Here is a 25,101-nt window from a genome sequence, read left to right on the forward strand (position 1 = left end):
GACGCGGCTTATAGCGACGGACTACTCGGACTTACCACATTTCGGACTTACCGCATTCGCGTCGGCCCCCCGTGAGGCCGACGCGGACCAGGAAGATCCAGTAAGACGCGATCAGCACCGTGCACAGACACCAGCTGGCCACGACGTCCAGGGGCCAGTGATAGCCGCGCCGCACCAGCCCGAAAGCGACGGCGAGATTGACGACGGCGCAGGCGACGACGAGCGAACGGCGGGCGTGGACCGTGCGGAGCCAGGGGAGCAGGAGCAGGGTCGCCGAGCCGTAGGCGACGGAAGCCGTCGCGGTGTGGCCGGACGGGTAGTAGCCGGTGCCAGGGGGCACGACGGGGGTGCCCGGCCGGTCGATCAGTTCCTTGAGGGGGACGATCAGCGCCGGGACCAGCGCCATCAGGAGGGTGGCCGCGAGGGGCGGCAGCCACCAGCGGTACATCCCCGCCGCACGGCCCCGCCAGGCCACGTACGCCAGGACGACGACGAGCACGGGCACCGCGACCTCGACATTGCCCAGGTCGGCGAGGAGTTCGGAGAAGCGGTCCGGGTGCGCGAGAGCGCCGCTGACCCGCCGGTCCACGCGCAGAAGCAGGCCGTTGGACACGACCTGCCAGGTGATCAGCGCGAAGAGGAGGGCGGGAAGCCCGAGAAGGAGAAGAAAGGAGGTCGGCCGCCCCGGAACAGGGGGGGTAGTTCCGAGGCGGCCGATCAGATCGGATCGACGCCCACCCCGGGGGGTTTGGGGCGGGCGACTGTCCGATCGGTGAGGAGATCCGGAGCCGGAAGCTCCGTGTGTGTGCGCGAGGGCACGACCAGGTCGTAGCTGGGGAGGCCACGGCCTGAAATCGCCCACAGTCCCCTGTGAGCGGGGTGTATCTCTCATCTGGGTAGAACCTACGGCAGGGAATGGGTCGAAGACAGAAGGAATCGCGTCCCGCCATCCACCCCGCACACGTTCTTCACACGGCCTGACGCCGACCGCCCCGGCCCCGGAATCTCGGCGGATGCAAGGGCTGGGGCGGGTGGTGCGCATGGGACGCGCATCCTGTGCGTGAGCTGCGGATTCCGTTTGGCTCAGATCCGCGCGAAGGCCTGCTCGATGATGTCGAGACCCTCGTTCAGGAGGTCCTCGCCGATCACCAGCGGGGGCAGGAAGCGGAGGACGTTGCCGTAGGTGCCACAGGTCAGGACCAGCAGGCCCTCCTGGTGGCAGGCCTTGGCCAGCGCGGCGGTCGCCTCCGGGTTCGGCTCCTTGGTCGTACGGTCCTTGACCAGCTCGATGGCGATCATCGCGCCACGCCCGCGGACATCGCCGATGATGTCGAACTTCTCGGCCATGGCGGTGAGGCGGGCCTTCATGACCGCCTCGATGTTCTTCGCCTTGGCGTTGAGGTCCAGCTCCTTCATCGTCTCGATCGAGCCGAGCGCACCGGCGCAGGCGACCGGGTTGCCGCCGTAGGTGCCGCCCAGGCCGCCCGCGTGCGCGGCGTCCATGATCTCGGCGCGGCCGGTGACGGCGGCGAGCGGCAGGCCGCCCGCGATGCCCTTGGCGGTGGTGATCAGGTCCGGGACGATGCCCTCGTCCTCGCACGCGAACCACTGGCCGGTGCGGCAGAACCCGGACTGGATCTCGTCCGCGACGAAGACGATGCCGTTGTCCTTGGCGAACTTGCTGATCGCCGGCAGGAAGCCCTTGGCCGGCTCGATGAAGCCGCCCTCGCCGAGCACCGGCTCGATGATGATCGCGGCGACGTTGTCCGGGCCGACCTGCTTGCTGATCTGGTCGATGGCCTGCGTGGCGGCCTCGGGACCGGCGTTCTCCGGGCCGGTCGGCCAGCGGTAGCCGTACGCGACCGGCACCCGGTACACCTCGGGCGCGAACGGCCCGAAGCCGTGCTTGTACGGCATGTTCTTCGAGGTCAGCGCCATCGTCAGGTTGGTACGGCCGTGGTAGCCGTGGTCGAAGACGACGACGGCCTGGCGCTTGGTGTACGCACGGGCGATCTTGACGGCGTTCTCGACGGCCTCGGCGCCGGAGTTGAACAGCGCGGACTTCTTGGCGTGGTCACCCGGGGTGAGCTCGGCGAGGGCCTCGGCGACCTCCACGTAGCCCTCGTACGGGGTGACCATGAAACAGGTGTGGGTGAAGTCGGCGAGCTGGGCGGAGGCCCGGCGTACGACGGCCTCGGCGGAGGCGCCGACCGAGGTCACGGCGATGCCGGAGCCGAAGTCGATGAGCCGGTTGCCGTCGACGTCCTCGATGATTCCGCCGCCCGCGCGCGCGGTGAACACGGGCAGCACGGAGCCCACGCCCTGCGCGACCGCGGCGATACGGCGGGCCTGCAGTTCCTGCGACTTCGGACCGGGGATGGCGGTGACGATCCGGCGCTCCTGCGGAAGTGCACTCATGAGGGGCTCCTGGGGGTGTGCGGCCTTACGGACTCTTGTCTTCTTTTCTCGCAGGTTAGGACCGGGAGAGGGGGGTGGGCATGCTCCATGTGGGCGCTGTCGGGGGTTCGGGTTGTCCGCGGTGGACATGGCGGGGACGGGCAGTCGGCCGCCACTGGGTTCGGGTCCGCTCGCCGCCCGCGGCCGCGTAAGCGGTGAACTCCCTTGGCCGGGGCGTTAGATTGACCGCTGACGGTGGACGGAACGGCTGGTCAGGGAGCGAAGGCGATGGACAGCGACGGGACGCAGGACGCGCGGGGTACGCATGCGAATCCTGTGCCGCGCCCGGCAGGGTCTCCGGACGCGCCCGCGGCGCCGCCGCGGCCGACGTGGGATCCGGGAGTGCCACTGCGGCCGTCACACGGACCGGGCGAGGCTGTCGCCGCCTGGCTCAACGAAGCTCGGCCCGAGGCCAAGCCCGGCATCTGGCGCTACGGGTACCGGCTGCCGAAGGTCGCGGTGAATGCGGAGCGGCTCCATCCGGTGACCCTCTTCGGCATGTTGATTCCGCTCGCCGTGGCGATTGTGGTGTGGTCCTTCTGGCGGCGCGGCGAAATTCCCTATGAGTTCACGATTCTGAGGTTGTTCACCCCGGACGGTTGGTGGTGGGGTGGCACGCTGGTCTCGCCCAAGGAGCTGAAGGGAGCAGTCCCGTATCCAGGCGCGGAGGCCCTGGATGTTTACGGCGGTGTCTCCTTTGCCGTGCTTGTTTATGCCGTGATTCGGCTGGGGGGTTGGCCGGCTGTCGTCCGTCACCTCGTGGGTCGCAAACCCCAGCCCGCCCGAGCCCTGATCGCCGCCCTGGGTGCCCTGGTCACCCTCAGCTTCGTCTTCCCGGGGGCCTTTCCCGGTGTTGGCTGGGACCCCGCGCCCGTCGTGAGCCCGCTGTTCTCCCTGATCGTGCTGATCAGTGGCGGGTACGAGGTCTACGCCTCGCCGACCAAGGACGTGCTCCATGCCCTCATCACGGTCCTCGTCCTGTGGCCCTTCGCCCGGATCGGTGCCTGGTGGCCCCTGGCCCGCACCTGGCTCGCGGCCCGTGGCCGCCCCGCGCAGGGCCAGGCCCCGTTGCCCGTCGCCGAGCAGCCCCGGGCCCGCTGGCCCGAGCTGCGGGCGGCCGGGCAGCACGAGGCTGCCGACGTTCTCACCGCCGAGGTGCTCGCCGGGCGGATGAACGACGTGGACTGTGCCCGCATCGAGCACGGCTGGACCCGGGCCCGGAGCCAGGGGCGCCTCGCCATCTTCACGGACGCGGTGCTGCGCCACGGCGCGGCCGCACTCACCCACCCCTCAGGCGCCCGCGACCTGTCCGGCCGCGGCGCCCGGCATGACCTACTCACTGGACAGGTGCGCATCGGACAGTGGGCTCCAGCCGAGCGCACCCCGCCCGTCTATGGCGGCGTGGGCGCAGCCCTTGGGCCGGAGACACTGGGCACCTCGCTGTTGGTCGTCGGGCCGTCAGGCGCCGGCAAGACTCGTCACGTGATTGCCCCAGTGGCCGAGTCTCTCGCATTCCAGGCACTCGTCGGCAGCTGTGCCGTTGTCGCGGTGTGCGGCGCGGGGACGGCGGTCGGGGCGGATTCGGCGTACGACGTAGTAGTGCGCATCGGCGATCCCGCCTCCGCACATGATCTCGACCCGTACGCAGACGCCGACGACCCCGACGAGGCGGCTGGGTTCCTCGCCGAGTCGCTGGCCGGAGACCTCGACGCCGTGGGTGCCGAGCGCGCGGCGAGGTCCCTCGCCCAGCTCCTGGGCCCCTACCGGGCCGCGTACGGCTGCTTCCCGACGCTGCCCGTCCTGCGGGGACTGCTGGAAGGAGATCCGGCGGCCCTCGCGGCCCTGCGCGAGCGGCTGACTGGCGATCAACATACGGCGATGCGCCGCGAACTAGACGCCCGTGCCCGGCAGACCGGCACCCCCGGCGACCCCGGTCCGGCGCTCGCTGACCGGCTCGCCCTGCTGGACCGGCCCGCTTTTGCCGACTTCTTCGGCTCGGGCGGTGACGCGATCCGTCCGTTCTCTCTGCGCGCCATCGCCCACCACCCTCTGCGGGTCCGCATCGACCTGCCCCGACACGGTCATGAGGAAGCCTCCCGTCTGATCGCCCGGCTGGTGTTGGCCCAGTTCGCCGGGGTCGTACGGGAGGGGGCCCGTGACCACTTCATCAGCCTGGTCTTCGACGACGCCACCGGCACCGTCACCCCCGAGTCAGTACGACGGATTCAGCGTCTGCGCTCGCAGAACGCCGGCGTTGTGCTCGCGCTGCGCACGGTCTCCGACGTTCCGGAGGCCCTGCACGGGCCCTTGTTCGGGGCCGTCGGCTGCCGGATGGCCCTGTCCGGAGTGACGACTTGGGACGGCACTCGTTTCGCCGATGCCTGGGGCAAGGAGTGGGTGGAGACCAAGGACGTCGCCCAGCACACCGTGTTTGCCGACCAGCCGATGACCCGGGCCATGCACGCCCTGCGCAAGCTGGTGACGGGCAAGGCGGTGACGACAGAAGCCGTGACCGTCCGCCAGGTCGAACGTGAGCGGTGGTCGGCCTCCGAGCTTGCGCACGGGGTGCCGCCCGGGCACGCGGTGCTGTCGCTGACGACCGTGAAGGGTGAGCACGCGCCGCCGCTGCTGGTGGATCTGAGGCATTAGGTCTGGACTTCACAGCGCCGGGTGACCGTACGGTGAGGCAGAATCGCCACAGGCCGTTCATACGAGGCGGCCAAAAGATCCACAAGGTTCGCCCGATCCCCGCAGACCTGACCTGAAGGCCTCATGCCCCCGACGCTCGCCTCGCTCGTCCACCATTCCGCGCTCAAGCTGACCGTGCGCGCGGGCGAGGACCGCCTCGACGTGCCGGTGCGCTGGGCCCATGTCAGCGAGCTCGCCGACCCCGTGCCGTACATGGAGGGCGGGGAACTGCTGCTGATCACCGCGCTGAAGCTGGACGCGGAGGATCCGGAGGCGATGCGGCGGTATGTGAAGCGGCTGGTGGGGGCGGGGGTCGTCGGGCTCGGGTTTGCCGTCGGGGTCAATTACGAGGAGATCCCCAAGGCGCTCGTCGACGCGGCGGAGGGCGAGGGCCTGCCGCTGCTGGAGGTGCCGCGCCGCACGCCCTTCCTCGCGATCAGCAAGGCCGTGTCCGCCGCGATCGCCGCGGACCAGTACCGGGCGGTGACGGCGGGTTTCGCCGCACAGCGCGAACTGACGAAGCAGGCGCTGACGGGCGGGCCCGAGGGGGTGCTGTCCGCACTCGCCTCGCAGGTCGACGGGTGGGCGGCGCTGTACGACGCCTCGGGCGCCGTCGTCGCGACCGCGCCGGAGTGGGCGGGGCGGCGGGCCGGGCGGCTGACGGCGGACGTGGAGCGGCTGCGGGAGCGGCCCGCGCCGGCGTCCTCGGTGGTCGGCCCTCCGGACAACGAGGACCGCGTCGAACTGCACTCGCTGGGCACGGGGCGGCGGCCGCGGGCGGCGCTGGCGGTGGGGACGGCGGCGGCACTCGGCACGGCGGAGCGGTACGCGGTCCACTCGGCGATCGCCCTGCTGACACTGACGACGGAACGGTCGAGGTCGCTGCACGCTGCGGAACAGCGCATCGGTGCGGCGGTGCTGCGCATGCTGCTCGCGGGGGAGCCGGACCATGCGCGGGCCGTCGCGGGCCACCTGTACGGGGGCCTGCTGGATGCGCCTTTCCGGATGATCGTCGCCGAGTCGGCCGCACGGGCCGCCGCCGAAGCGGGCGGCGATCCGCTGGCCGGTCTCGCCGAGACCGTGGAGTCGGCGGCCGCGCGGGCGGGGGAGGCCGTGCTGGTCGTACCCGAGGGGGAGCGGCTGGTCGTGCTGGCCGCGGACGGGGGCGCGGCGGTCGCCGCGTGCGGGGAGTACGCGGCGGCGGTGGAGGCTGCGCGGGGCGCGGCGGAAGCGGGGCGGGATGCTGCCGGCGGTGACGAGGACGAGTTGGTGGTCGGGCTGTCGGCGCCCGTGGGGCCGATCGCGGCTGCGGCGGCGTACAAGCAGGCCGAGCAGGCGTTGTCGGTGGCCCGGCGGCGGGGGCGGGTGTTCGTGGGGCACGAGCAGTTGGCGGCCGGGTCGGTGCTGCCGTTGCTGGCCGACGATGCGGTGAAGGCGTTCGCGGACGGGTTGCTGCGGCCGCTGTACGAGCATGACGCGACCGGGCGGGGGGATCTGGTGGCCTCGCTGCGGGCGTGGCTTTCGCGGCATGGGCAGTGGGATGCGGCGGCTGCGGATCTGGGGGTTCACCGGCATACGTTGCGGTATCGGATGCGGCGGGTGGAGGAGATTCTGGGGCGGTCGCTGGATGATCCGGATGTGCGGATGGAATTGTGGCTGGCGTTGAAGGCGACGTCTGCCGAGTAGGCAACGTGGGGCCCGCGGCGGAGCCGCTGATGGATGCAGCTCGCCCCCGCCGCCCCTTCCCTTCCCGTCCCTGGGGGCTGCGCCCCCAGACCCCCGCTTTCGGCCTGAACGGCCTCGTCCTCAAACGCCGGACGGGCTGGGTGCGCCATACCGGCGTATCGGCTGTACCGACCACTACACCCCGGCCAAACACCCCCCAGCCCCCACCGCCCTACCGTGGACCTGAACCACCACCCTGCACACACCCCCTAACGCGGAAGGGCCGGGACCCACATGACTTCCACCCACGCCTTCTGGCTCGCCGGCCGCCAGGTCACCGGCGAGGACAGTTTCGACGTCACCTCCCCGTGGGACGGCCGGCTCGTCGGCAAGGTGAGCGTGCCGAGCGATGCCCAGGTCGAGGAGGCCGTGGCCGCCGCGTACGCCGTACGGGACGAGTTCGCCGCCACGCCCGCGCACGTCCGTGCCGCCGCCCTCGACCATGTGAGCCGCAGGCTCGTCGAGCGCACCGAGGAGATCGCCCAGCTGATCTCCGCCGAGAACGGCAAGCCGATCAAGTGGGCCCGGGGCGAGGTCGGACGTGCCGTGTCCGTGTTCCGGTTCGCCGCCGAGGAGGCCCGCCGGTTCAACGGCGGTGAGGCCCAGCGGCTCGACACCGACCTCGGCGGTCAGGGCCGTCTCGCCCTCACCCGGCGCTTCCCCAAGGGCGTCGTCCTCGGCATCGCGCCCTTCAACTTCCCGCTCAACCTGTGCGCCCACAAGATCGCGCCCGCGATCGCCGCCGGTGCGCCGATCATCCTCAAGCCGGCGCCGGCCACCCCGCTCTCCGGGCTGATCATCGGCGACCTCCTCGCCGAGACCGACCTCCCGGCCGGCTCCTGGAGCATCCTCCCGGTCGCCAACGACAAGATGCCCGCCCTCGTCCAGGACGAGCGTCTGCCGGTCATCTCCTTCACCGGTTCCGAGAAGGTCGGCTACGCGATCATGGACTCGGTGCCGCGCAAGCACTGCACCCTGGAGCTGGGCGGCAACGGCGCGGCCGTCGTCCTCGGCGACTTCGCCTCCGACGCCGACCTCGACTGGGCCGCCACCCGCATCGCCACCTTCTCCAACTACCAGGGCGGCCAGTCCTGCATCTCCGTGCAGCGGGTCATCGCCGACGCGTCGGTCTACGACCGGCTGCTGCCCCGTATCGTCGCCGCCGTCGAGGCCCAGGTCACCGGCGACCCGAGCGACGACAAGACCGACGTCGGCCCGCTGGTCAGCGAGGACGCCGCCAAGCGCGTCGAGTCCTGGGTGAAGGAGGCCGTCGAGGCCGGGGCGGCCCTGCTCACCGGCGGCGACCGCGACGGCGCCTCCTACGCGCCGACCGTCCTCACCGACGTGCCGGCTGACACCACCATCTCCTGCGAGGAGGTCTTCGGGCCGGTCCTCACCGTGCAGAAGGTGGACGGGGAGGCGGAGGCGTTCGCCGCCGTCAACTCCTCCAAGTACGGCCTCCAGGCAGGCGTGTTCACGCACGACCTGCAGGTCGCCTTCCGCGCCCACCGTGCGCTTGAGGTCGGCGGCGTCGTCATCGGCGACGTCCCCTCCTACCGCGCCGACCAGATGCCGTACGGCGGCGCCAAGCAGTCCGGTGTGGGCCGCGAGGGCGTGAAGTTCGCGATGGACGACTACACGTACGAGCGGGTGCTGGTCCTCACGGGCCTCGCCCTCTAGCTAATGGGAACCATTTTCATATAGGCTCTCCGAAGGGGCCCGGCACCGATGCCTTCCGGTGCCGGGCCCCTTCTCTGTGTCGGCCTCGCCCGGACCCTCAACCGGAGAAGCCGACATGCGCGAGCCGCAGCGGGCCGCGCAGTCTGATGTGTACGTCGTGCACGCCCTCGGCGACGATGTCGGCATTGAGCGTGGTGTAGGCGTACGGGTCGTCCGAGGTGTCCGTGTCGCCCGGCGTCAGTACGGCGAGCAGCGCGCCGCCGTCCAGGGACACTTCCACGACGCCCTCGCCCGCCACGGAGACCGTCACCTCCGCGACGCCGTCCCCGAAGTCGCAGTCGCGATAGATCAGTTCGGCGTTCCGGCCCGCCGCCGGTGTCACCGCATCGCCCGACACCTTCGTCCGGTCGACGATCGCGACGCCGCTCTGCTCGTCGAAGTCGGCGGCGTTCAGGCCGTGTCGGAGCACGGGGCGTGGGGCGTCGGGCTCGCCGTCCAGGATCACTGTCGTCCGCAGGCGGATGTCCTCGCTGGAGGTGCCCACCAGCACGTCGTACGGGCCTGGCTCGCGGCGCCAGCCGCCCGTGGCAACGTCCCAGAACTCGAAGGCGGACAGCGGGACTTCGAAGGACAGTTCCTCTCGGGCGCCGGGCGCGAGGGTGATCCGGCGGTGGCCGAGCAGCTCGCGGCGCGGGCGCGTCACCGTCGGCTCCACGGCGCGCGTGTACAGCTGCGCGACCTCGTCGGCGGTGATGTCGCCGGTGTTGGTGACCGTGAAGGAGACGTGCGCCGCTGCGTCGTCGACCCGCACCGACAGATCGGCGTAGGAGAAGCTCGCGTACGACAGACCGTGTCCGAACGGGAACAGTGGCGTCCCCTCGAAGTACAGATACGTCTGGCGGCCGCCGATCACGTCGTAGTCGAAGAGGTCGGGCAGGTCGGCGTCGTCCTCGTACCAGGTCTGCGGGAGGCGGCCCGCGGGGGAGACGTCGCCGGCCAGCACGCGGGCCAGGGCGGTGCCCGCGGCCTGGCCGCCGTGCGCCGTCCACAGCACCGCCCGGAGGGCGGCCGGCGCGACCGCGTACGGATACGCGGAGACCAGCGCCAGCACCGTGTTGGGGTTGGTGGCGCGGGCGGCGCGCAGAATGCGCTCCTGGTGGGCGGGCAGTCGCAGGGTCGTGCGGTCCTCGGTCTCCCGGCCGTTGATGTGCGGGTCGTTGCCCGCGACCACCAGCACCACATCGGCCTGCGCAGTGACCTGCGTCACTGCGTCCTCGCCGCGTTCGGTGACGATGATCTCGAAAGTTTCCGGATTTCCGTCGGCAACCTTTACTCCGTCGGCGGAGACAGAGACGTGGCGACCCGTACCGACGTGCCTGAGGAGGTGACCGTTCTCGTGAGGTTCCAGGCGGAACGTCTCCTGGACGACCCAGCCGCCGGGCTGGTCCGCGGAGGCGCGCACGTAGCCGTCGTCGGCCACCGAGAGGTAGCGGCCGTCGGGGGCGCGCAGGGTCAGGATGCCCTCGCCCCAGTCGATCAGCGCGAACTCGGTGCCCGTGGTGTCGGTGGTGAGCGGGGGCAGGTCCGTGCGGCCCGCGAGCAGGGCCGGGTCCAGGGTGCCCTCCGCGCCGCGCACCTCGTCGCGGGCATCGGCGGCCGCGGGGACGTGCAGGAACGCACCGGCGGAGGTCTTCAGGAGCACCCGGTCCACGCCCTCGCTGAACTGCACACGCTCGGCGCCGAACCGCTCGTACAGGCCCTCCAGCGGAGTGGAGCGGTGGATGAGGGTGCCGCTGTACCAGTCGAGTTTGCACTCGTCGGCCAGCAGGCCCACCACGGCGATGCGGGTGTCGGGGGCCAGCGGCAGCAGGCCATCGTTCCTGAGGAGCACGATCGCCTGCTCCGCCGCCTCCTGGGCGAGGGCGCGGTGGGCCGGGGTGTCGAAGTCCTTGGTGCCGGCGTGCGGGTCGTAGAGCGGGTCGAACTCGCCGAGCCGGAAGCGGACGGAGAGCTGGCGGCGGACCGCCGTGTCGATGTCGGCCTCGGTCAACAGGCCTTCTGTGTATGCCTTCTTGACCCGGGCGACGATCTGCGAACCGTCCGTCCCGTGATCGGTGAAACTGTCGACGCCGGCGATCAGCGCGGCCGCCGTCGCCTCCTCGTGGGTGTCGTAGTAGTGCTCGAGGTCCACCAGGTTGGAGGGTGCGCCCGCGTCCGAGCAGACCAGCAGGTCCTCGTCGGTCCAGGCGCGCAGGTGCTCCCGCAGGTACGGGGAGACGTGGTTGGGGCGGCCGTTGACCAGGTTGTACGCCGGCATCACACCCGCCACCGCGCCCGCCTCGACCGCCTCGCGGAAGGCGCGCAGGTCGTACTCGTGCAGCACGCGCGGGCGGACCGAACTGGACGAAGTGGCCCGGTCCGCCTCGTTGTTGTGGGCGAGCCAGTGCTTGAGGACCGGCGCCGTGCGCCAGTACGTCGGGTGGTCGCCGCGCAGGCCGCGGGTGTACGCGACGGCGATCGCCGAGGTGAGCTTGGGGTCCTCGGAGTAGCCCTCCTCGTTGCGGCCCCACAGGGGGTGGCGCAGCAGGTTCACCGTGGGGGACCAGACATTGAGGCCGACGCGGTCGTCCTGGGCGCGCATCGCGCGGGCCTCCTTGGACACCGCCTCGCCGACGCGGCGTACGAGGTCCGTGTTCCAGGTCGCGCCGAGGCCGACGGCCTGCGGGAAGACGGTGGCCGGGCCCATCCAGGCGACGCCGTGCAGCGCCTCCTGGCCGGTACGGAAGGCGTCGATGCCCAGGCGCTCCACTGCGGGCGCGAACTGGTGCAGGAAGGAGATCTTCTCGTCGAGCGTCAGCCGCTGAAGCAGGTCGTCGATGCGCTTCGCGAACGGCAGTTGCGGATCGCGGAACGGCGGCGTGGGCGGCGTCTGTGCGGTCACGTGGGGATCCCCTTGCGATGGAGCGGCATAGCGCTTTCGAAGCGCTTCGATGCTCATTCGACGGACCTCCGGGTGTCAAGGGGCGCTCACCGATACTTCAAGCAGCGCATAAGAAAAGGTCGTTGGTGACAGCTCGGAGGAATCTTGGAAGCGACCCTTGTGCACCCCCAGGTGTTCACTTAACCTCACAGCAACATCGAAGCGCTTCGACTGCGGATCGATCTGCATTGGTCGGATGCCTGGGTCGGAGGATCGCTTCAGCTCAGCCAGTTCCACTCGAGACACCGCAGCCGACGGCCACCGCCGGGTGTCCTGGTGCGCCATGAAGGGTTGACGCAATGACGCCGAACGCCGCTTCCGCCTCGTCCGGACCGAGCCGGAGAAGCTTCCTCGCCTCCACTGCGGTTGTCACCGCAGCAGTGGCGGGCGGGATGCCGCTGCTTGCCGCCTGCGGCGGTTCGGACAGCGGCTCCCGCGGGGGCACCACCTCGGGCAAGGACGCGAAGAAGCTGCTGCCGGCCTACGTCGCGAGCAACGTGGTGACGCCCGACATCCCCGCCAAGAACGGCTCGGCGATGGGCTTCACCCGTGAGCTGGCCATCGCCGACCTCAAGACGTCCGTGGCGAAGAAGCTGGGCAAGGGCGGCAAGGTCACCATCATGTCCCCGTTCTGGGGCTCGCCGCCGAAGGGCGACAACCCCTACTACACGGCGATGAACAGCCTGATCGGCGTCGACGTCGTCTGGCAGAACCAGGACGGCAACACCTACGACCAGAAGCTCGGCGCGGTCCTCGCCTCCAGCGACATCCCGGACGTGGTGGTCGTCCCCAGCTGGAACATGGGCGGCAAGATACCCAGCGCCATCACCGGCAAGTTCGCCGACCTCGGCCCCTATCTGTCCGGGGACAGGGCCAAGGAGTACCCGAACCTCGCGGCGATCCCGACGGACGCCTGGCAGCGCTCGATCTTCGGCGGCCGGCTGCGCGGACTGCCGCAGCCGGGCCCGTACGTCACGGGCATCGTGCCCCTCTACCGCAAGGACCTCTTCGACAAGGCGGGCTACGACGTCCCCAAGTCCGCCGACGAGTTCACGGCGCTGTGCAAGGAGATCACCAGCCCCAAGTCGAAGCGCTGGGCCTGCGGCGACATGAAGTGGACCGCGTTCAACATCTTCGGCGTGATGTCCGGCTCGGAGAAGCCGCTCGGCTGGAACCTCGTCGACGGCAAGATGACCTACCGCATCGAGACCCCCGAGTATCTCGAGGCGCTGGAGTGGACCCGCAAGCTGTTCGCCGCCGGATACGTCCACCCAGACTTCAAGCTGGGCAAGAGCCAGGCCACCGACCCCAGCCCCAAGTTCGCCGCCGGTGAGTTCCTGATCTGGAACAACAACATCGTCAACTGGTACGGGCAGCAGGCCGCCCAGGCCACCCAGAACCCGAGCTTCAAGATCTGGGGCATGGACCTCTTCGGCCACGACGGCGGCAATCCGACCCTGTGGGCCGAGCAGCCGGCCGGCATCTTCGCGTTCGTCAGCAAGAAGGCCTCCGAGTCCGTCATCCGTGACGTACTGGCCGTCGCCAACGTCACCGCGGCGCCGTACGGCACCAAGGAGTGGATGCTGACCAACTACGGCGTCGAGGGCACCCACTACACGATGAAGAACGGCGTGCCCGTCAAGAACGACAAGGGCAACAACGAGGTCGTCAACGCCTACGTCATGGTCGCGAGCCCGGCCGCCACCATCGCCCACCCCGACTTCCCGGACATCGCCAAGGCCAGCGTCGAGTGGCAGCAGCGGATGGGCGCCTTCACCAAGAAGTCGTCCTTCTGGGGCCTGACGATCTCCGAGCCCTCCCGCTTCACCAATCTCTCCAACGACATGGAGCAGATGGAAGACGACGTGGTCCGCGGCCACAAGTCGATCAGCGACATGCAGCAGTGGATCTCCGACTGGAAGAGCAAGGGCGGCGACAAGCTGCGCGACTGGTACAAGAAGCTCCTCGACGACAACGGCTCGGCGGCGAGCTGACCCGGCACTGAGGCAAGGAGAACCGCCGTGTCCCACAGCACGGTGCCTCGGAGCAGAGCCGAGGCCAGTACGCCGGTGAAGACCCCGGAGGCGTCCGGCGGCGCCACCGGTTCCCGGAAGAAGAAGGATCCGGGCAGGCTGAGCCTCGGGCTCAGGTTCAGACGCGACCGCGTCCTGCTCCTGATGACGCTGCCGGCCGTCGTGCTGCTCCTGGTCTTCAACTACCTGCCCATCCTGGGCAACGTCGTCGCCTTCCAGGACTACGACCCCTACGTCAGCGACAACGGCATCGTCTCGATGCTGCACAGCCCATGGGTGGGTCTGGAGAACTTCCAGGCGATCTTCGCGGACTCGGCCTTCTGGGGTGCCGTCCAGAACACGCTGGTGCTGTTCTTCCTCCAGCTGCTGCTGTACTTCCCGATCCCGATCCTGCTCGCGCTGCTCATCAACAGCGTGGTCAGGCCCCGGGTACGGGCGTTCTCCCAGGCGATCCTCTATCTGCCGCACTTCTTCTCGTGGGTGCTGGTCATCGCCGTCTTCCAGCAACTGTTCGGCGGCGCCGGGCTGTTGTCGCAACTCCTGCGGCAACACGGCTTCGACGGCCTGGACATCATGACCGACCCGTCGACCTTCAAGTTCCTCGTCACCGCGCAGAGCGTGTGGAAGGACGCCGGGTGGGGGATCATCGTCTTCCTCGCCGCGCTGGCCTCGGTCCCCCCGGACCTGTACGAGGCCGCAGCGATGGACGGTGCCGGGCGCTGGCGGCGGATGTGGCACGTCACCCTGCCGGCGCTGCGGCCGGTGGTCGCCCTGCTGCTGGTGCTGCGCGTGGGCGATGCGCTGACGGTCGGGTTCGAGCAGATCCTCCTCCAGCGCGATGCCGTCGGGCCGGGAGCGGCGGAGGTCCTCGACACCTTCGTGTGGTGGAACGGCGTGCGCAATCAGGACTTCGGCTATGCGGCCGCCGCGGGTCTGATCAAGGGCGTCGTCAGCCTTGGACTGGTCCTCGCCGCGAACAAGGTGGCCCATCTCATGGGCGAGCAGGGGGTGTACAAGAAATGACCGCCGTCATCGACAAGCCGTCCGTACGGGAGCCGTCCCGGTGGGGCGCCCCGCCGCGGCCGGTGTGGGAGGAGGAGCCCAGCAGGGCCGGACTGGCCGGCAAGGGGCTCGTCCTCACCCTCGCCTGCCTGGGGATCCTCTTCCCGCTGTGGATCGTCGTGGTCACCAGCCTGTCCTCCCGCAAGACCATCGACGAAGCCGGCGGCCTGGTGATGGTGCCCAAGGGCATCACCTTCATCGCGTACAAGGAGCTGCTCAGCGGGGGGCAGGTCACCCGGGCCTCGATCATCAGCGTGCTCATCACCCTGGTTGGCACGCTGTTCTCGATGGGGGTGTCGGTGCTGTGTGCGTACGGGCTGTCCCGGACCGGGTCGCTGGGGCACCGGTGGATCCTCATGGTGCTGCTGGCGACGATGTTCTTCAGCGCCGGTCTCATCCCGACGTATCTGCTCGTGCAGTCCCTGGGGCTGATGGACAGCTATCTCGCGCTGATCCTGCCGAGTGCGATCAGTGTGTTCAACATCCTGGTCCTGCGCGGCTTCTTCATGGGGATCTCGCAGGAACTCATCGACAGCGCGCGGATCGACGGGGCCGGGGATTTCCGGATTCTGTGGCAGATCGTGATGCCGCTGTCGCGTGCGGTGCTGGCCGTTATCACGCTGTTTTATGCCGTGGGGTATTGGAGTGCGTGGTTCAACGCGTCCCTTTATCTGAACGACCAGGACATGATGCCGTTGCAGAACGTCATGATCCAGCTTGTGCAGAAGCGCGAGGCGCCGGTTGGGCTGGGGCAGGCCATTCGGACTGGGCAGTTGTCGGGGCTGGCGGTGCAGATGGCTGTCATGGTGGTGGCGTTGTTGCCGGTGGCTGTTTTGTCGCCGTTTGTGCAGCGGCATTTCAAGAAGGGCATGCTGACTGGCGCGGTTAAGGGCTGACCGGTCGCCTATTGGGCAGGGGTGTTCGGTCGTATGGCGACTGCGGGTGCGTTGTGGCTGGTCGCGCCCACGCGGCGGAGCCGCAAATCGATGCAGCCCCGCGCCCCTTTGGGGCGCTACCCATCCCCACTCTTTTAGAACGAGGTGTGTGTCATGCTCACGTCCCGCCTGAGCCGCCGGGCCGTTCTTGCCGGGACCGCGGCCGCCGCCGCGCCCACCGCCCACGACGCACCGGGGCCCATCGCCACCAACGCCGACGGCAGCGCCACCAACGTGCGCGGGATCCAGTACGGGGAGCCTGTCTGATGCCGGACCTGAGTGACGCCACCCGCGGCCGCATCCTCTTCGGCGGCGACTACAACCCCGAGCAGTGGCCCGAGGAGACCTGGCACGAGGACGTACGGCTCATGCGCGACGCCGGCGTCAACTCCGTCACCCTCGGTGTCTTCTCCTGGGCCAGGCTCGAACCCCGGCCGGGGGAGCGGGAGTTCGGCTGGCTCGACAGGCTGATGGGCCTCATGCACGACAACGGCATCGGTGTCGTGCTCGCCACCCCCACCTCCTCGCCCCCGCCGTGGCTCGGCCGACTGCACCCCGAGACCCTGCCCCGCGACGAGGACGGCCGCACCGAATGGTGGGGCGGCCGCCAGCACTTCTCGCACTCCAGCGCCGCCTACCGGCGCTACGCCGCCGCCATCACCGAGGACCTGGCCGCCCGCTACGGCGGCCACCCCGCCCTCACCATGTGGCACATCAACAACGAGTACTGCACCTACGACTGGGGCGACGAGGCCGCCGCCCGTTTCCGCCGCTGGCTGCAGCAGAAGTACGCCACCCTCGACGCCCTCAACTCCGCCTGGGGAACTGCCTTCTGGAGTCAGGGCTACGGCGACTGGGCCGAGGTTCTGCCGCCCCGCCACGCCCACTACCTGAAGAACCCCGGCCAGGTGCTGGACTTCAAACGCTTCACGTCCGACATGCTCCTGGAGTGCTTCGTCGCCGAGCGCGACATCGTCCGCCGTCATACGCCGTCCAACATTCCGGTCACCACCAACTTCATGCCGTTGTGGGTCGGGCAGGACGCCTGGCGGTGGGTGGAGGAAGAGGACGTCGTCTCCGTCGACCTCTACCCGGATCCGCGCGATCCCCTCGGTGCACAGCACGGCGCCCTCGTCCAGGACATGACCCGCTCACAGGCCCGCGGTCCCTGGATGCTGATGGAGCAGGCGGCGGGACCGGTCAACTGGCGCGGGGTCAACCACCCCAAGCCGCGCGGCCTCAATCGCCTCTGGTCGCTGCAGGCCGTCGCCCGCGGTGCCGACGTCGTCTGCTACTTCCAGTGGCGCCAGTCCCGGCAGGGAGCGGAGAAGTTCCACTCCGGGATGGTCAGCCATGCGGGGGAGGAGGGGCGTACGTACCAGGAGGTCAAGCAGCTCGGCGCCGAACTCGCCCGGATCGGCAGGGAGGTGACGGTCAGTCACAGTCGCGGTGACATCGCGATTCTGCACGACTGGCACTCCTGGTGGGCCGGCGCCCACGAGGGCAGGCTCTCGACCGAGGTCGACTGCGCCCAGGTCCTGACCTCCTGGCACCGCGCCCTGTGGCAGGCCCACCTCACCACCGACTTCGCCCACCCCGAACACGACCTCAGCGCCTACAAGTTGGTGGTGGTCCCCCAGCTGTACGCCCTCACGGACGCGGCGATCGACAACCTCCTCGCCTACGTCCACGGCGGCGGCACCCTCGTCTGCGGGTTCCTGACCGGTGTCGCCGACGAGGACGACCGGGTGCGCCCCGGCGGCATGGACCCCCGCCTGCGCGAGCTGTTCGGTATCCGCACGCTGCACGAGTGGTGGCCGCTGGACGCGGACGAGACCGTCGAGACCGACGGTTTCCGCGGGACCCTGTGGTCGGAGGAGATCGAGGCGGCCGGGGACGCGTCGGTCGAAGCCGCTTACAAGGGCGGCGAACTCGACGGGATGCCCGCCGTTCTCCGTAACGGCCGCGCCTGGTACCTCTCCACGCTCCCCGAGCCGCACGCGCTGCGCGTGCTGCTCGCCGGGATCGCGGCCGACGCGGGTGCCCGTCCCGTCCTCGACGGCCTGCCCGACCGGGTCGAGGCGGTCCGCCGCGGCGACCTGCTCTTCGTGCTCAACCACGGGCGGGAGCCGGTGACCGTGCAGGTGCCGGGCACCCACCACGACCTGCTGACGGGCGCGACCGTCGAGGGCGGGTTCACGCTCGGCCGGTACGGCGTGGTGGTGTTGCGTCCATGAACACACCCATGAACACCCCCATGAACATCGTCCACGGAACCTGGGAACCCCTCCCCGCCACCCGCTGGGAGGACGGCTTCCTGAGCGGCAACGGCCACCACGGCGTTCTTGTGTTCGGCGATGCGAACGACGAACGGGTTGTCGTCACCCATCACACCCTCGTCCGTCCCAACGGCAGCGAGAACGCCGGACCTCCCCGCCTCGCCGCCCAACTACCGCTCCTGCAGGACCAGTTGCTGGCCGGCGAGCTGCATGCCGCCGAGACCTTCACCGACGGACGCGACCTCCAGTGGGTCCAGCCCTTCCACCCCGCCTTCCAGGTACGGCTGCGCAGACCGTCCGGCGCGGAGCCGCGCCGCTACCGCCGTTCCGTCGACTTCACCACCGGTGTCGTGAAGGCGGTGTGCGAGGGCTGGAGCAGCCGCGTCTTCGTGTCGCGGGCCGACGACGTGATCGTCCAGCACATCACGGCCGCCGACCTCGACATCGCCCTGGACCACCGCCTGCCGGGCGCACCTCCGGGCCTCGCCGTCGGCGACGGAGCGGTCCTCACCCCCGAGGGCGCCCTGCTCACCCTGCGCGTCCGCTACCCCGGCAACGACACGGCGTACACCGGAGTGACGCTCGTCGTGGTCACCGGCGGCCGTACGACGCTCACGCCCCCCGGCGTACGGGTCGTGGGCGCGGAGTCGGTCCTGCTGCTGACCCGGGTGCTGCGGCACACCGGCGAGCTGGACACGACGCCCCACGCCCGTGCCCTGCGCGAACTGCTGCCGGCCGGCGAGGACCCGTACGCCACTCTTCTGGACCGCCACACCGCCCTCCACCGCACCGCGTACGAGCGCGTCACCCTCGACCTGGACGCGGACCCGGCCGAACGCTCCCTGTCCGGCTCGGAGTTGCTCGTCCACCCCGACAGCCCCGCCCTCCTGGAGCGCCTCTTCGCGGCCGGCCGCTACCACCTGCTCTCCGCCGCCGGACTGCTCCCGCCCCGCCTGGTCGGCCTGTGGACCGGCGACTGGAACACGGCATGGTCGGGTGCGTTCACCAACGACGCCAACCTCAACCTCCAGACCGCCTCCGCAGCAACCGCTGCCCTTCCCGAAGTCACGGCAGCCCACGCATCCCTGATTCAGCGTCAGCTTCCCGACTGGGCCGAGAACGCCCGCGCGGTCTTCGGCGCCCGCGGCGTCGTCGCCCCCGCCCACACCGACGGCGAGTCCGGGCTGACGTACCACTTCAGTCGCGAATACCCCCTGCACCTGTGGACCGCGGGCGCCGACTGGCTGCTCAAGCCCCTCGTCGACCACGACGAGACCAACGGCTGCCGGGACCCCCGTACCGCCCACGCACTCGCCCAAGTCGCCCAGTTCTACGAGGACTTCCTCACCCGGACCGACAAGGACGGAAATCTCGTCGTCGTCCCGTCCTACTCGCCGGAGAACCGCCCGGCGAACGCGAGCTGGGGCGCGATCAACGCGGCCATGGACCTCTCGGCCGCCCGGCACGCCCTGCTGACGGCAGCCGAGTACCACCCGGGGCCGGACGGGGACCGTTGGCGAGCCCTCGCCGACCGGCTCCCGCCGCACCGGATCAACGCCGACGGCGCCCTCGCCGAATGGGCCTGGCCCGGCCTCGACGACACCTACGACCACCGTCATCTCAGCCACCTCTACGGCGTCTGGCCGCTGGACGAGATCAACCCGTACGACACCCCGGACCTCGCGGCCGCCGCCCACCGCGCCCTCGAACTGCGCGGCGCCGAGAACGACTCCGCCCACGGTCATCTGCACCACGCCCTCGTCGCCGCCCGGCTGCGCGACGGCGAACGGGTCGCGCACGCCCTCGGCCAGGTCCTCAAGGGCGACTTCTTCCACGCCTCGCTGATGAGCGCGCACTACCCGGACCGCGACGTCTACAACGCCGACGCCGCACACACCCTGCCCGCCGTGCTGATCGAGATGCTCGTGCAGTCGACCCCGGACCGCCTGGTCCTGCTCCCTGCCCTTCCGACGGCATACCCCAAGGGTCAACTCCTCGGCATCCGCACCCGGTTCGGGGCGGAACTCGACCTCACCTGGAACCCGCAGGAAACGACGGCGGTGCTGCGCCCCACCCGTACGCACCGCATCGAACTCAGGACTTCCGCCGGTGCCGGACCGCTCGACCTCGTCGCCGGAGAAGACCACGTCCTCGCCCTGGGGGCGTGGTAACCACCCCCGCAACTCCCCCCACCCATGGAAGGGACACCATGGCAAAGAGCACTCTGCGCAAGGTCACCATGGCCGTACTGGCTCCGGCGATGGCCATCGGCGCCACCGTCGGCCTCGCGTCCGCCCCCGCCTCCGCCGCCGTCTGGAGCTCCTGCGACCAGTGGGGCAACACCACGCTGAACGGCTACACCCTCTACAACAACATCTGGGGCTCCGGCGCCGGCGCCCAGTGCATATGGGCCAACTCCGGCACCAACTGGGGCGTCAACGCCAACCACCCCAACACCGGCGGCATCAAGTCCTACCCCAACGCCAAGAAGGTGATCAACAAGTCGATCACCTCGCTCGGTTCGCTCTCCAGCAGCTACAACGTCTCGGTCCCGTCGTCCGGCGCGTACAACACGTCGTACGACATCTGGGACACGAACCACAAGTACGAGATCATGCTCTGGGTCAACAAGACCGGAGCCGTCGGCCCGCTCGGCACCTCGCAGGGCAACCTCACCCTCGGCGGCCACACCTGGACCGTCTACAAGGGCAACAACGGCTCCAACGACGTGTTCTCGTTCGTCCGCACCTCCAACTCCGGCTCCGGCACCGTCAACGTCCTGCCGATCCTGAAGTGGATCAAGGACACCAAGGGCTGGTTCGGCAACGTGACCATCGGGGACTTCCAGTTCGGCTTCGAGATCACGTCCTCGTCCGGCGGTCTGGACTTCGTCGTCAACAGCGAGAGCGTCAGCAGCAGTTGAGGTTGTTGCGGACGGGGTGAGGTTTGATGGACCCCATGTCCATCATCACCCCCCTCCGCAGCACGCTGATGGCCGCTGCCGCGCTGCTCGCCATACCAGGCACCGCGGCAGCGGCCCCCACGTTCCCCTCCTTGCCCCCCATGTCATCCCCCCTGCACCCGGTGGCCTCCCTCGCCGCCGAACGCCTCGCCACCGCCGACCTGGTGGCCGCGGCCAAGTGGGGCACCGACAGCCCCATCGACGACCCCGCCCGCGAACAGGTGGTCCTCGACAACGTGGCCGCCCAGGCCCGGCAGATCGGCGCCGACCCCGACGAGATCCGCCGCATCTTCCGCGACCAGATCGAGGCCAACAAGGCCGTCCAGCGCGCCCTTTACGCCCGCTGGACCGCCCACCCCGACCAGGCCCCGACCACCAAGCCCGACCTGAACGTGGTCCGCCAGACCATCAACCGCATCAACACGGACCTCGTCCAGGCCGTCGCCGACTCCACCCCACAGCGCACCGCCCCGACCTGCCGCCCCGAACTCACCGTGGCCGTGATCGAGGTCCACCACGAGAAGCACCCGGACCTGCTGCACACCGGCGCCCTGGTCCGCTCCCTCGTCTCCGTCTGCCGCAACTGACGGTCCCTCTGGAGCAGGGGCCATCCCGCGCCCCGTTTTCAGGGGCGCGGGGAACTGCGCGACCAGCCACAACGAGGCCGCAGCCGATCGACGACCTACCGCGGCACTTCCTCCGAAGCAACAGGCAGCCGCGCAGCGTCCCGCAGGAACAGCGGAATCCGATCCAACGGCGCATCGACCGTCACGGCCGCACCGCCCGCGTACGTCCGACCGGTCCACGCATCCGTCCACGTGGCCCCCGCCGGAAGATAGGTGGTCCGGGCGCTCGCGCCAGCCGTAAGCACCGGCGCCACCAGCAGATCCCGCCCGAACAGATACGCATCGTCCACCGCCCAGGCCGCCTGGTCCTGAGGAAACTCCAGGAACAGCGGCCGCATCACCGGCAACCCCTCCTCATGCGCCTCCCGCATGACGTCCAGAACGTACGGCTTCAGCCGCTCCCGCAGCCGCAGATACTTCTCCAGGATCGCCCCGGCCTCCTCGCCGTAGGACCACACCTCGTTCGGCCCGCCGGTCATCTTCGGCCCCAGTGGCATACCCGGGTCACGGAACCCGTGCAGCCGCATCACGGGGGACAGGGCCCCGAACTGGAACCACCGCACCATGACCTCGCGGTACGCCGGGTCGTCCGGGTCGCCGCCGTGGAAGCCGCCGATGTCCGTGTTCCACCAGGGGATGCCGGAGAGGGCCGTGTTGAGGCCGGCCGCGATCTGGCGGCGCAGGGTCGGGAAGTCGGTGCCGATGTCGCCGGACCACAGGGCGGCGCCGTAGCGCTGACTGCCCGCCCAGGCCGAGCGGTTGAGGGTGATGACCTCCTCGCCCTGTGCGCGCAGGCCCTCGTAGAAGGTGCGGGAGTTCTCGGCGGGGTAGCTGTTGCCGACCTCCAGGCCGGGGCCCGACCAGTAGCGCAGGTTCTCCTGGAAGCCCGGCTTGAGCTCGGGCTCGCAGGCGTCCAGCCAGAAGGCCGTGATGCCGTACGGCTCCAGGTAGTTCTCCTTCACGCGCGACCACACGAAATCACGGGCGTCCGGGTTCGTGGCGTCGTAGAAGGCGACCTGAACGGTGGAGGCGACCCCCTTGTCGGGCCAGTCCGCGTGCGCCATCGGGCCGTACTGGGTGCCGATGAAGTAGCCGCGCTGCTCCATCACCGGGTGGTTCTCGCTCAGCGGCGACACGGACGGCCACACGCTCACCACCAGCTTGATGCCGAGTTCCGCCAGCTCGCGCACCATCGCCGCGGGGTCCGGCCACTCGTCGAGGTCGAACTTCCACTCGCCCAGGTGCGTCCAGTGGAAGAAGTCGCACACGATGGCGGAGATGGGCAGGCCCCGGCGCTTGTACTCCCTTGCCACCGCGAGGAGTTCGTCCTGCGTGCGGTAGCGCAGCTTGCACTGCCAGAAGCCGGCCGCCCACTCCGGCAGCATCGGCGTACGGCCCGTCACCGCGCTGTAGCGGCGCTGGCCGTCGGCCGGGGTGCCCGCGGTGATCCAGTAGTCGATCTGGCGGGCGGAGTCGGCCACCCAGCGGGTGCCGTTGTGCGCCAGCTCCACGCGGCCGATGGCCGGGTTGTTCCACAGCAGGGTGTAGCCGCGGCTGGAGGAGAGCACCGGGATGCCGACCTCGGCGTTGCGCTGGACCAGGTCGAGGACCAGGCCCTTCTGGTCGAGGCGGCCGTGCTGGTGCTGGCCGAGGCCGTACAGCTTCTCGTCGTCGTAGGCGGCGAAGCGCTGCTCCAGACGGTGGTGGCCGTTGCCGACGGCGGTGTAGAGGCGGGAGCCCGGCCACCAGAAATGCGCACGTTCCTCGGCCAGCACCTCGCTGCCGTCGTCCGTGCGCAGGAAGCGGATCAGGCCCTCGGCGCTCACCTCCACGGTGAGGGCGCCGACGGTCAACTGCCCTTCCCCGTCACCGATCTTGACGCTGCTCTCGGTGGCCGGTGCCGCGTCGAGCAGGGCGCCCGGCAGGCCCTCGAGGATCGGGCCGCCGAGCCGGGCACGCACCCGGACCGCGTCCGGACCCCACGGTTCGATACGGAGGGTCTCCTGGCGGCCGCTCCACTCCAGCGCGCCGTCCCGCTCCCGGAAGGTGCCGACGGTGGGTGACGACTGAGCGAGGCTGACCTCGGGCCGGTTTTCGGCAGACTGGTTCACGAAGGGTGCTCCCGAAAGGACATAAGGGTGCCCGGAGGGCACGGAAGAGCGGGATCAGGAAGTACCGGAGGGCGCCGGGCCCGTGCTCGCGCGCACCGTCAACTCCGGTGCGATCAACACGACTTCGTCAGTGCCCCGGCCGTCGAGCTTGGCGACCAGACGCTCCACGGCATGCCGGCCCATCTCCTGCGCGGGGATGGCGACGGACGTCAGGCGCACCGAGGCCTGCACGGCGACCTGGTCCGGGCAGACCGCGACCACCGACACGTCCTCGGGCACGGCACGGCCCTGCTGGCGGAGCAGGGCGAGCAGTGGCTCGACCGCCGACTCGTTCTGCACGACGAAGCCGGTGGTGCCCGGCCGCTCGTCGAGAATGCGGGCGAGGGTGACGGCCATGGCGTCGTACCCGCCCTCGCACGGCCGGTGCAGCAGCCGTACGCCCAACTCCTGGGCGCGCGACCGCAGTCCGTCGAGGGTGCGCTCGGCGAAACCCGTATGCCGCTCGTAGACGGCGGGGGCCTCTCCTATGACAGCGATGTCGCGGTGGCCGAGCATCGCGAGGTGCTCCACGCACAGTGCGCCGGTCGCCCTGAAGTCGAGGTCGACGCAGGTGAGTCCGGAGGTGTCGGCGGGGAGGCCGATGAGTACCGACGGCTGGTCGGTCCCGCGCAGCAACGGCAGCCGCTCGTCGTCGAGTTCGACGTCCATCAGGATCATCGCGTCGGCGAGCCCGCTGCCGGTGACCCGGCGCACCGCGTCGGGGCCCTCCTCGCCGGTCAGCAGCAGGACGTCGTACCCGTGCGTCCGGGCCGTGGTGGCGACCGCGATGGCGATCTCCATCATCACCGGCACATACATGTCGGTGCGCAGCGGGACCATCAGCGCGATGATGTTCGACTTGCTGCTGGCCAGGGCCCGCGCGCCCGCGTTCGGGTGGTAGCCGAGCTCGCGGATGGACTGCTCGACCCGCAGCCGGGTGATCGTGGAGATGGACCGCTTGCCGCTGAGGACATAGCTCACCGTGCTCGCCGAGACTCCGGCGTGCTGGGCGACCTCGGCGAGGGTGACCATCCGGCTCTCCAAGCGGTGTGTGTGAAGCGCTTCGACAGTGCGCATTGCGAACAGGGGCGTGTGAGGGTGGTTCGACACTAGCTCTAGCGAGGGTGGGTGTCCATAGGTTGTCGAAGCGCTTCGACAGCTTTCTTTTCCGCGGTGTCGTTTCTGTGGGCGCGGCAACCTCCCCGGCCGTCGGCAGTCACAGAGAGGTCGTACCCGAACCGTCCCCCCGGAGGGACCCCCGATGCAACACCGCAGACCGCGCCTGTCCAAGAAGACGAAGACCCTTCTCGCCTCCGCGGTCGCCCTCGCTGCCGTCCGCCGCAGCAACACCACGAAGGCCACCCTCGACCTGGACGCCTTCCCCCAGGCACTCGTCCGGCGCAAGCTCCTCGGCAACGACAAATACGTCTCCGGCATCGAGGCAGGCGCCGAGGTCTTCAAGGGCGCGGGGCGTCTGGACACGAAGTCGTACTCCGTCAACATCGGCTGAACGGCTGCGCAAAG

General features: G+C 70.0%; 17 protein-coding genes. 12 read left to right on the forward strand and 5 right to left on the reverse strand.

Annotation, left to right across the window (positions count from 1 at the left end):
• Nucleotides 1–31: 31 nt before the first annotated feature.
• Nucleotides 32–862: a phosphatase PAP2 family protein gene (locus ACFY10_RS27260; RefSeq protein ID WP_390667819.1), complete on the reverse strand. Its 831-nt coding sequence runs from the start codon at nt 860–862 to the stop codon at nt 32–34.
• A gap of 221 nt (nt 863–1,083) precedes the next feature.
• Nucleotides 1,084–2,418 carry a 4-aminobutyrate--2-oxoglutarate transaminase gene (gene gabT / locus ACFY10_RS27265; protein WP_390667820.1) on the reverse strand — a complete coding sequence of 445 codons (1,335 nt, stop codon included), beginning with the start codon at nt 2,416–2,418 and terminating at the stop codon, nt 1,084–1,086.
• 267 nt (nt 2,419–2,685) lie between these two features.
• On the opposite strand from gabT, the gene ACFY10_RS27270 reads away from it, so the two are divergent.
• The 3 genes from ACFY10_RS27270 to ACFY10_RS27280 all read left to right on the forward strand — a co-directional run bounded on the left by ACFY10_RS27270 (nt 2,686) and on the right by ACFY10_RS27280 (nt 8,550).
• Nucleotides 2,686–5,106, forward strand: coding sequence for an ATP/GTP-binding protein (locus tag ACFY10_RS27270; RefSeq protein ID WP_390667821.1), 2,421 nt, complete (start codon nt 2,686–2,688; stop codon nt 5,104–5,106).
• 123 nt (nt 5,107–5,229) lie between these two features.
• Nucleotides 5,230–6,831 (forward strand): PucR family transcriptional regulator, encoded by a 1,602-nt coding sequence (locus tag ACFY10_RS27275; protein WP_390667822.1) that lies wholly within the window; start codon nt 5,230–5,232, stop codon nt 6,829–6,831.
• 273 nt (nt 6,832–7,104) lie between these two features.
• On the forward strand, nt 7,105–8,550 hold the full coding sequence (locus ACFY10_RS27280) for an aldehyde dehydrogenase family protein (protein WP_390667823.1): 1,446 nt from the start codon (nt 7,105–7,107) through the stop codon (nt 8,548–8,550).
• A gap of 97 nt (nt 8,551–8,647) precedes the next feature.
• Here ACFY10_RS27280 and ACFY10_RS27285 read toward each other — a convergent pair whose 3' ends face one another.
• Nucleotides 8,648–11,491 carry a glycoside hydrolase family 3 C-terminal domain-containing protein gene (locus ACFY10_RS27285; RefSeq protein WP_390667824.1) on the reverse strand — a complete coding sequence of 948 codons (2,844 nt, stop codon included), beginning with the start codon at nt 11,489–11,491 and terminating at the stop codon, nt 8,648–8,650.
• Between the two features lie 338 nt (nt 11,492–11,829).
• Here ACFY10_RS27285 and ACFY10_RS27290 point away from each other — a divergent pair, with 338 nt between their 5' ends.
• The 8 genes from ACFY10_RS27290 (at nt 11,830) to ACFY10_RS27325 (ending at nt 21,388) form a co-directional block, all read left to right on the forward strand.
• Nucleotides 11,830–13,524, forward strand: coding sequence for an extracellular solute-binding protein (locus tag ACFY10_RS27290; RefSeq protein WP_390667825.1), 1,695 nt, complete (start codon nt 11,830–11,832; stop codon nt 13,522–13,524).
• Between the two features lie 27 nt (nt 13,525–13,551).
• Nucleotides 13,552–14,586 carry an ABC transporter permease gene (locus tag ACFY10_RS27295; RefSeq protein ID WP_390667826.1) on the forward strand — a complete coding sequence of 345 codons (1,035 nt, stop codon included), beginning with the start codon at nt 13,552–13,554 and terminating at the stop codon, nt 14,584–14,586.
• Nucleotides 14,583–15,521: a carbohydrate ABC transporter permease gene (locus ACFY10_RS27300; protein WP_390667827.1), complete on the forward strand. Its 939-nt coding sequence runs from the start codon at nt 14,583–14,585 to the stop codon at nt 15,519–15,521. The genes ACFY10_RS27295 and ACFY10_RS27300 overlap by 4 nt, the downstream gene beginning before the upstream one ends.
• 153 nt (nt 15,522–15,674) lie before the next feature.
• Nucleotides 15,675–15,827 carry a hypothetical protein gene (locus ACFY10_RS27305; RefSeq protein ID WP_390667828.1) on the forward strand — a complete coding sequence of 51 codons (153 nt, stop codon included), beginning with the start codon at nt 15,675–15,677 and terminating at the stop codon, nt 15,825–15,827.
• On the forward strand, nt 15,827–17,797 hold the full coding sequence (locus ACFY10_RS27310; protein WP_390667829.1) for a beta-galactosidase: 1,971 nt from the start codon (nt 15,827–15,829) through the stop codon (nt 17,795–17,797). The genes ACFY10_RS27305 and ACFY10_RS27310 overlap by 1 nt, the downstream gene beginning before the upstream one ends.
• A 20-nt stretch (nt 17,798–17,817) precedes the next feature.
• Nucleotides 17,818–20,010 (forward strand): glycoside hydrolase N-terminal domain-containing protein, encoded by a 2,193-nt coding sequence (locus tag ACFY10_RS27315; protein WP_390667885.1) that lies wholly within the window; start codon nt 17,818–17,820, stop codon nt 20,008–20,010.
• A gap of 38 nt (nt 20,011–20,048) precedes the next feature.
• Nucleotides 20,049–20,762 carry a hypothetical protein gene (locus ACFY10_RS27320; protein WP_390667830.1) on the forward strand — a complete coding sequence of 238 codons (714 nt, stop codon included), beginning with the start codon at nt 20,049–20,051 and terminating at the stop codon, nt 20,760–20,762.
• Nucleotides 20,763–20,797: 35 nt separating this feature from the next.
• The gene (locus tag ACFY10_RS27325) at nt 20,798–21,388 is read left to right on the forward strand and encodes a chorismate mutase (RefSeq protein ID WP_390667831.1); all 591 of its coding nucleotides are present in this window, start codon (nt 20,798–20,800) and stop codon (nt 21,386–21,388) included.
• 95 nt (nt 21,389–21,483) lie between these two features.
• On the opposite strand, the gene ACFY10_RS27330 is transcribed toward ACFY10_RS27325, so the two are convergent.
• Nucleotides 21,484–23,538: a TIM-barrel domain-containing protein gene (locus ACFY10_RS27330; RefSeq protein ID WP_390667832.1), complete on the reverse strand. Its 2,055-nt coding sequence runs from the start codon at nt 23,536–23,538 to the stop codon at nt 21,484–21,486.
• Nucleotides 23,539–23,592: 54 nt separating this feature from the next.
• On the reverse strand, nt 23,593–24,609 hold the full coding sequence (locus ACFY10_RS27335) for a LacI family DNA-binding transcriptional regulator (protein WP_390667886.1): 1,017 nt from the start codon (nt 24,607–24,609) through the stop codon (nt 23,593–23,595).
• A 229-nt stretch (nt 24,610–24,838) separates the two neighbouring features.
• On the opposite strand from ACFY10_RS27335, the gene ACFY10_RS27340 reads away from it, so the two are divergent.
• The gene (locus ACFY10_RS27340) at nt 24,839–25,087 is read left to right on the forward strand and encodes a hypothetical protein (RefSeq protein WP_390667833.1); all 249 of its coding nucleotides are present in this window, start codon (nt 24,839–24,841) and stop codon (nt 25,085–25,087) included.
• The last annotated feature ends 14 nt before the right edge of the window (nt 25,088–25,101 follow it).

The sequence above is a fragment of the Streptomyces sp. NPDC001401 genome (assembly GCF_042895385.1).
Taxonomy (GTDB): domain Bacteria; phylum Actinomycetota; class Actinomycetes; order Streptomycetales; family Streptomycetaceae; genus Streptomyces.

What these genes read in the sequence shown, in the direction of transcription:
- gabT (WP_390667820.1), bottom strand. Translation starts at nt 2,418, where the DNA reads ATGAGTGCACTTCCGCAGGAGCGCCGGATCGTCACCGCCATCCCCGGT.
- ACFY10_RS27270 (WP_390667821.1), top strand. Translation starts at nt 2,686, where the DNA reads ATGGACAGCGACGGGACGCAGGACGCGCGGGGTACGCATGCGAATCCT.
- ACFY10_RS27275 (WP_390667822.1), top strand. Translation starts at nt 5,230, where the DNA reads ATGCCCCCGACGCTCGCCTCGCTCGTCCACCATTCCGCGCTCAAGCTG.
- ACFY10_RS27280 (WP_390667823.1), top strand. Translation starts at nt 7,105, where the DNA reads ATGACTTCCACCCACGCCTTCTGGCTCGCCGGCCGCCAGGTCACCGGC.
- ACFY10_RS27290 (WP_390667825.1), top strand. Translation starts at nt 11,830, where the DNA reads ATGACGCCGAACGCCGCTTCCGCCTCGTCCGGACCGAGCCGGAGAAGC.
- ACFY10_RS27300 (WP_390667827.1), top strand. Translation starts at nt 14,583, where the DNA reads ATGACCGCCGTCATCGACAAGCCGTCCGTACGGGAGCCGTCCCGGTGG.
- ACFY10_RS27305 (WP_390667828.1), top strand. Translation starts at nt 15,675, where the DNA reads ATGCTCACGTCCCGCCTGAGCCGCCGGGCCGTTCTTGCCGGGACCGCG.
- ACFY10_RS27310 (WP_390667829.1), top strand. Translation starts at nt 15,827, where the DNA reads ATGCCGGACCTGAGTGACGCCACCCGCGGCCGCATCCTCTTCGGCGGC.
- ACFY10_RS27315 (WP_390667885.1), top strand. Translation starts at nt 17,818, where the DNA reads ATGAACATCGTCCACGGAACCTGGGAACCCCTCCCCGCCACCCGCTGG.
- ACFY10_RS27320 (WP_390667830.1), top strand. Translation starts at nt 20,049, where the DNA reads ATGGCAAAGAGCACTCTGCGCAAGGTCACCATGGCCGTACTGGCTCCG.
- ACFY10_RS27325 (WP_390667831.1), top strand. Translation starts at nt 20,798, where the DNA reads ATGTCCATCATCACCCCCCTCCGCAGCACGCTGATGGCCGCTGCCGCG.
- ACFY10_RS27335 (WP_390667886.1), bottom strand. Translation starts at nt 24,609, where the DNA reads ATGGTCACCCTCGCCGAGGTCGCCCAGCACGCCGGAGTCTCGGCGAGC.
- ACFY10_RS27340 (WP_390667833.1), top strand. Translation starts at nt 24,839, where the DNA reads ATGCAACACCGCAGACCGCGCCTGTCCAAGAAGACGAAGACCCTTCTC.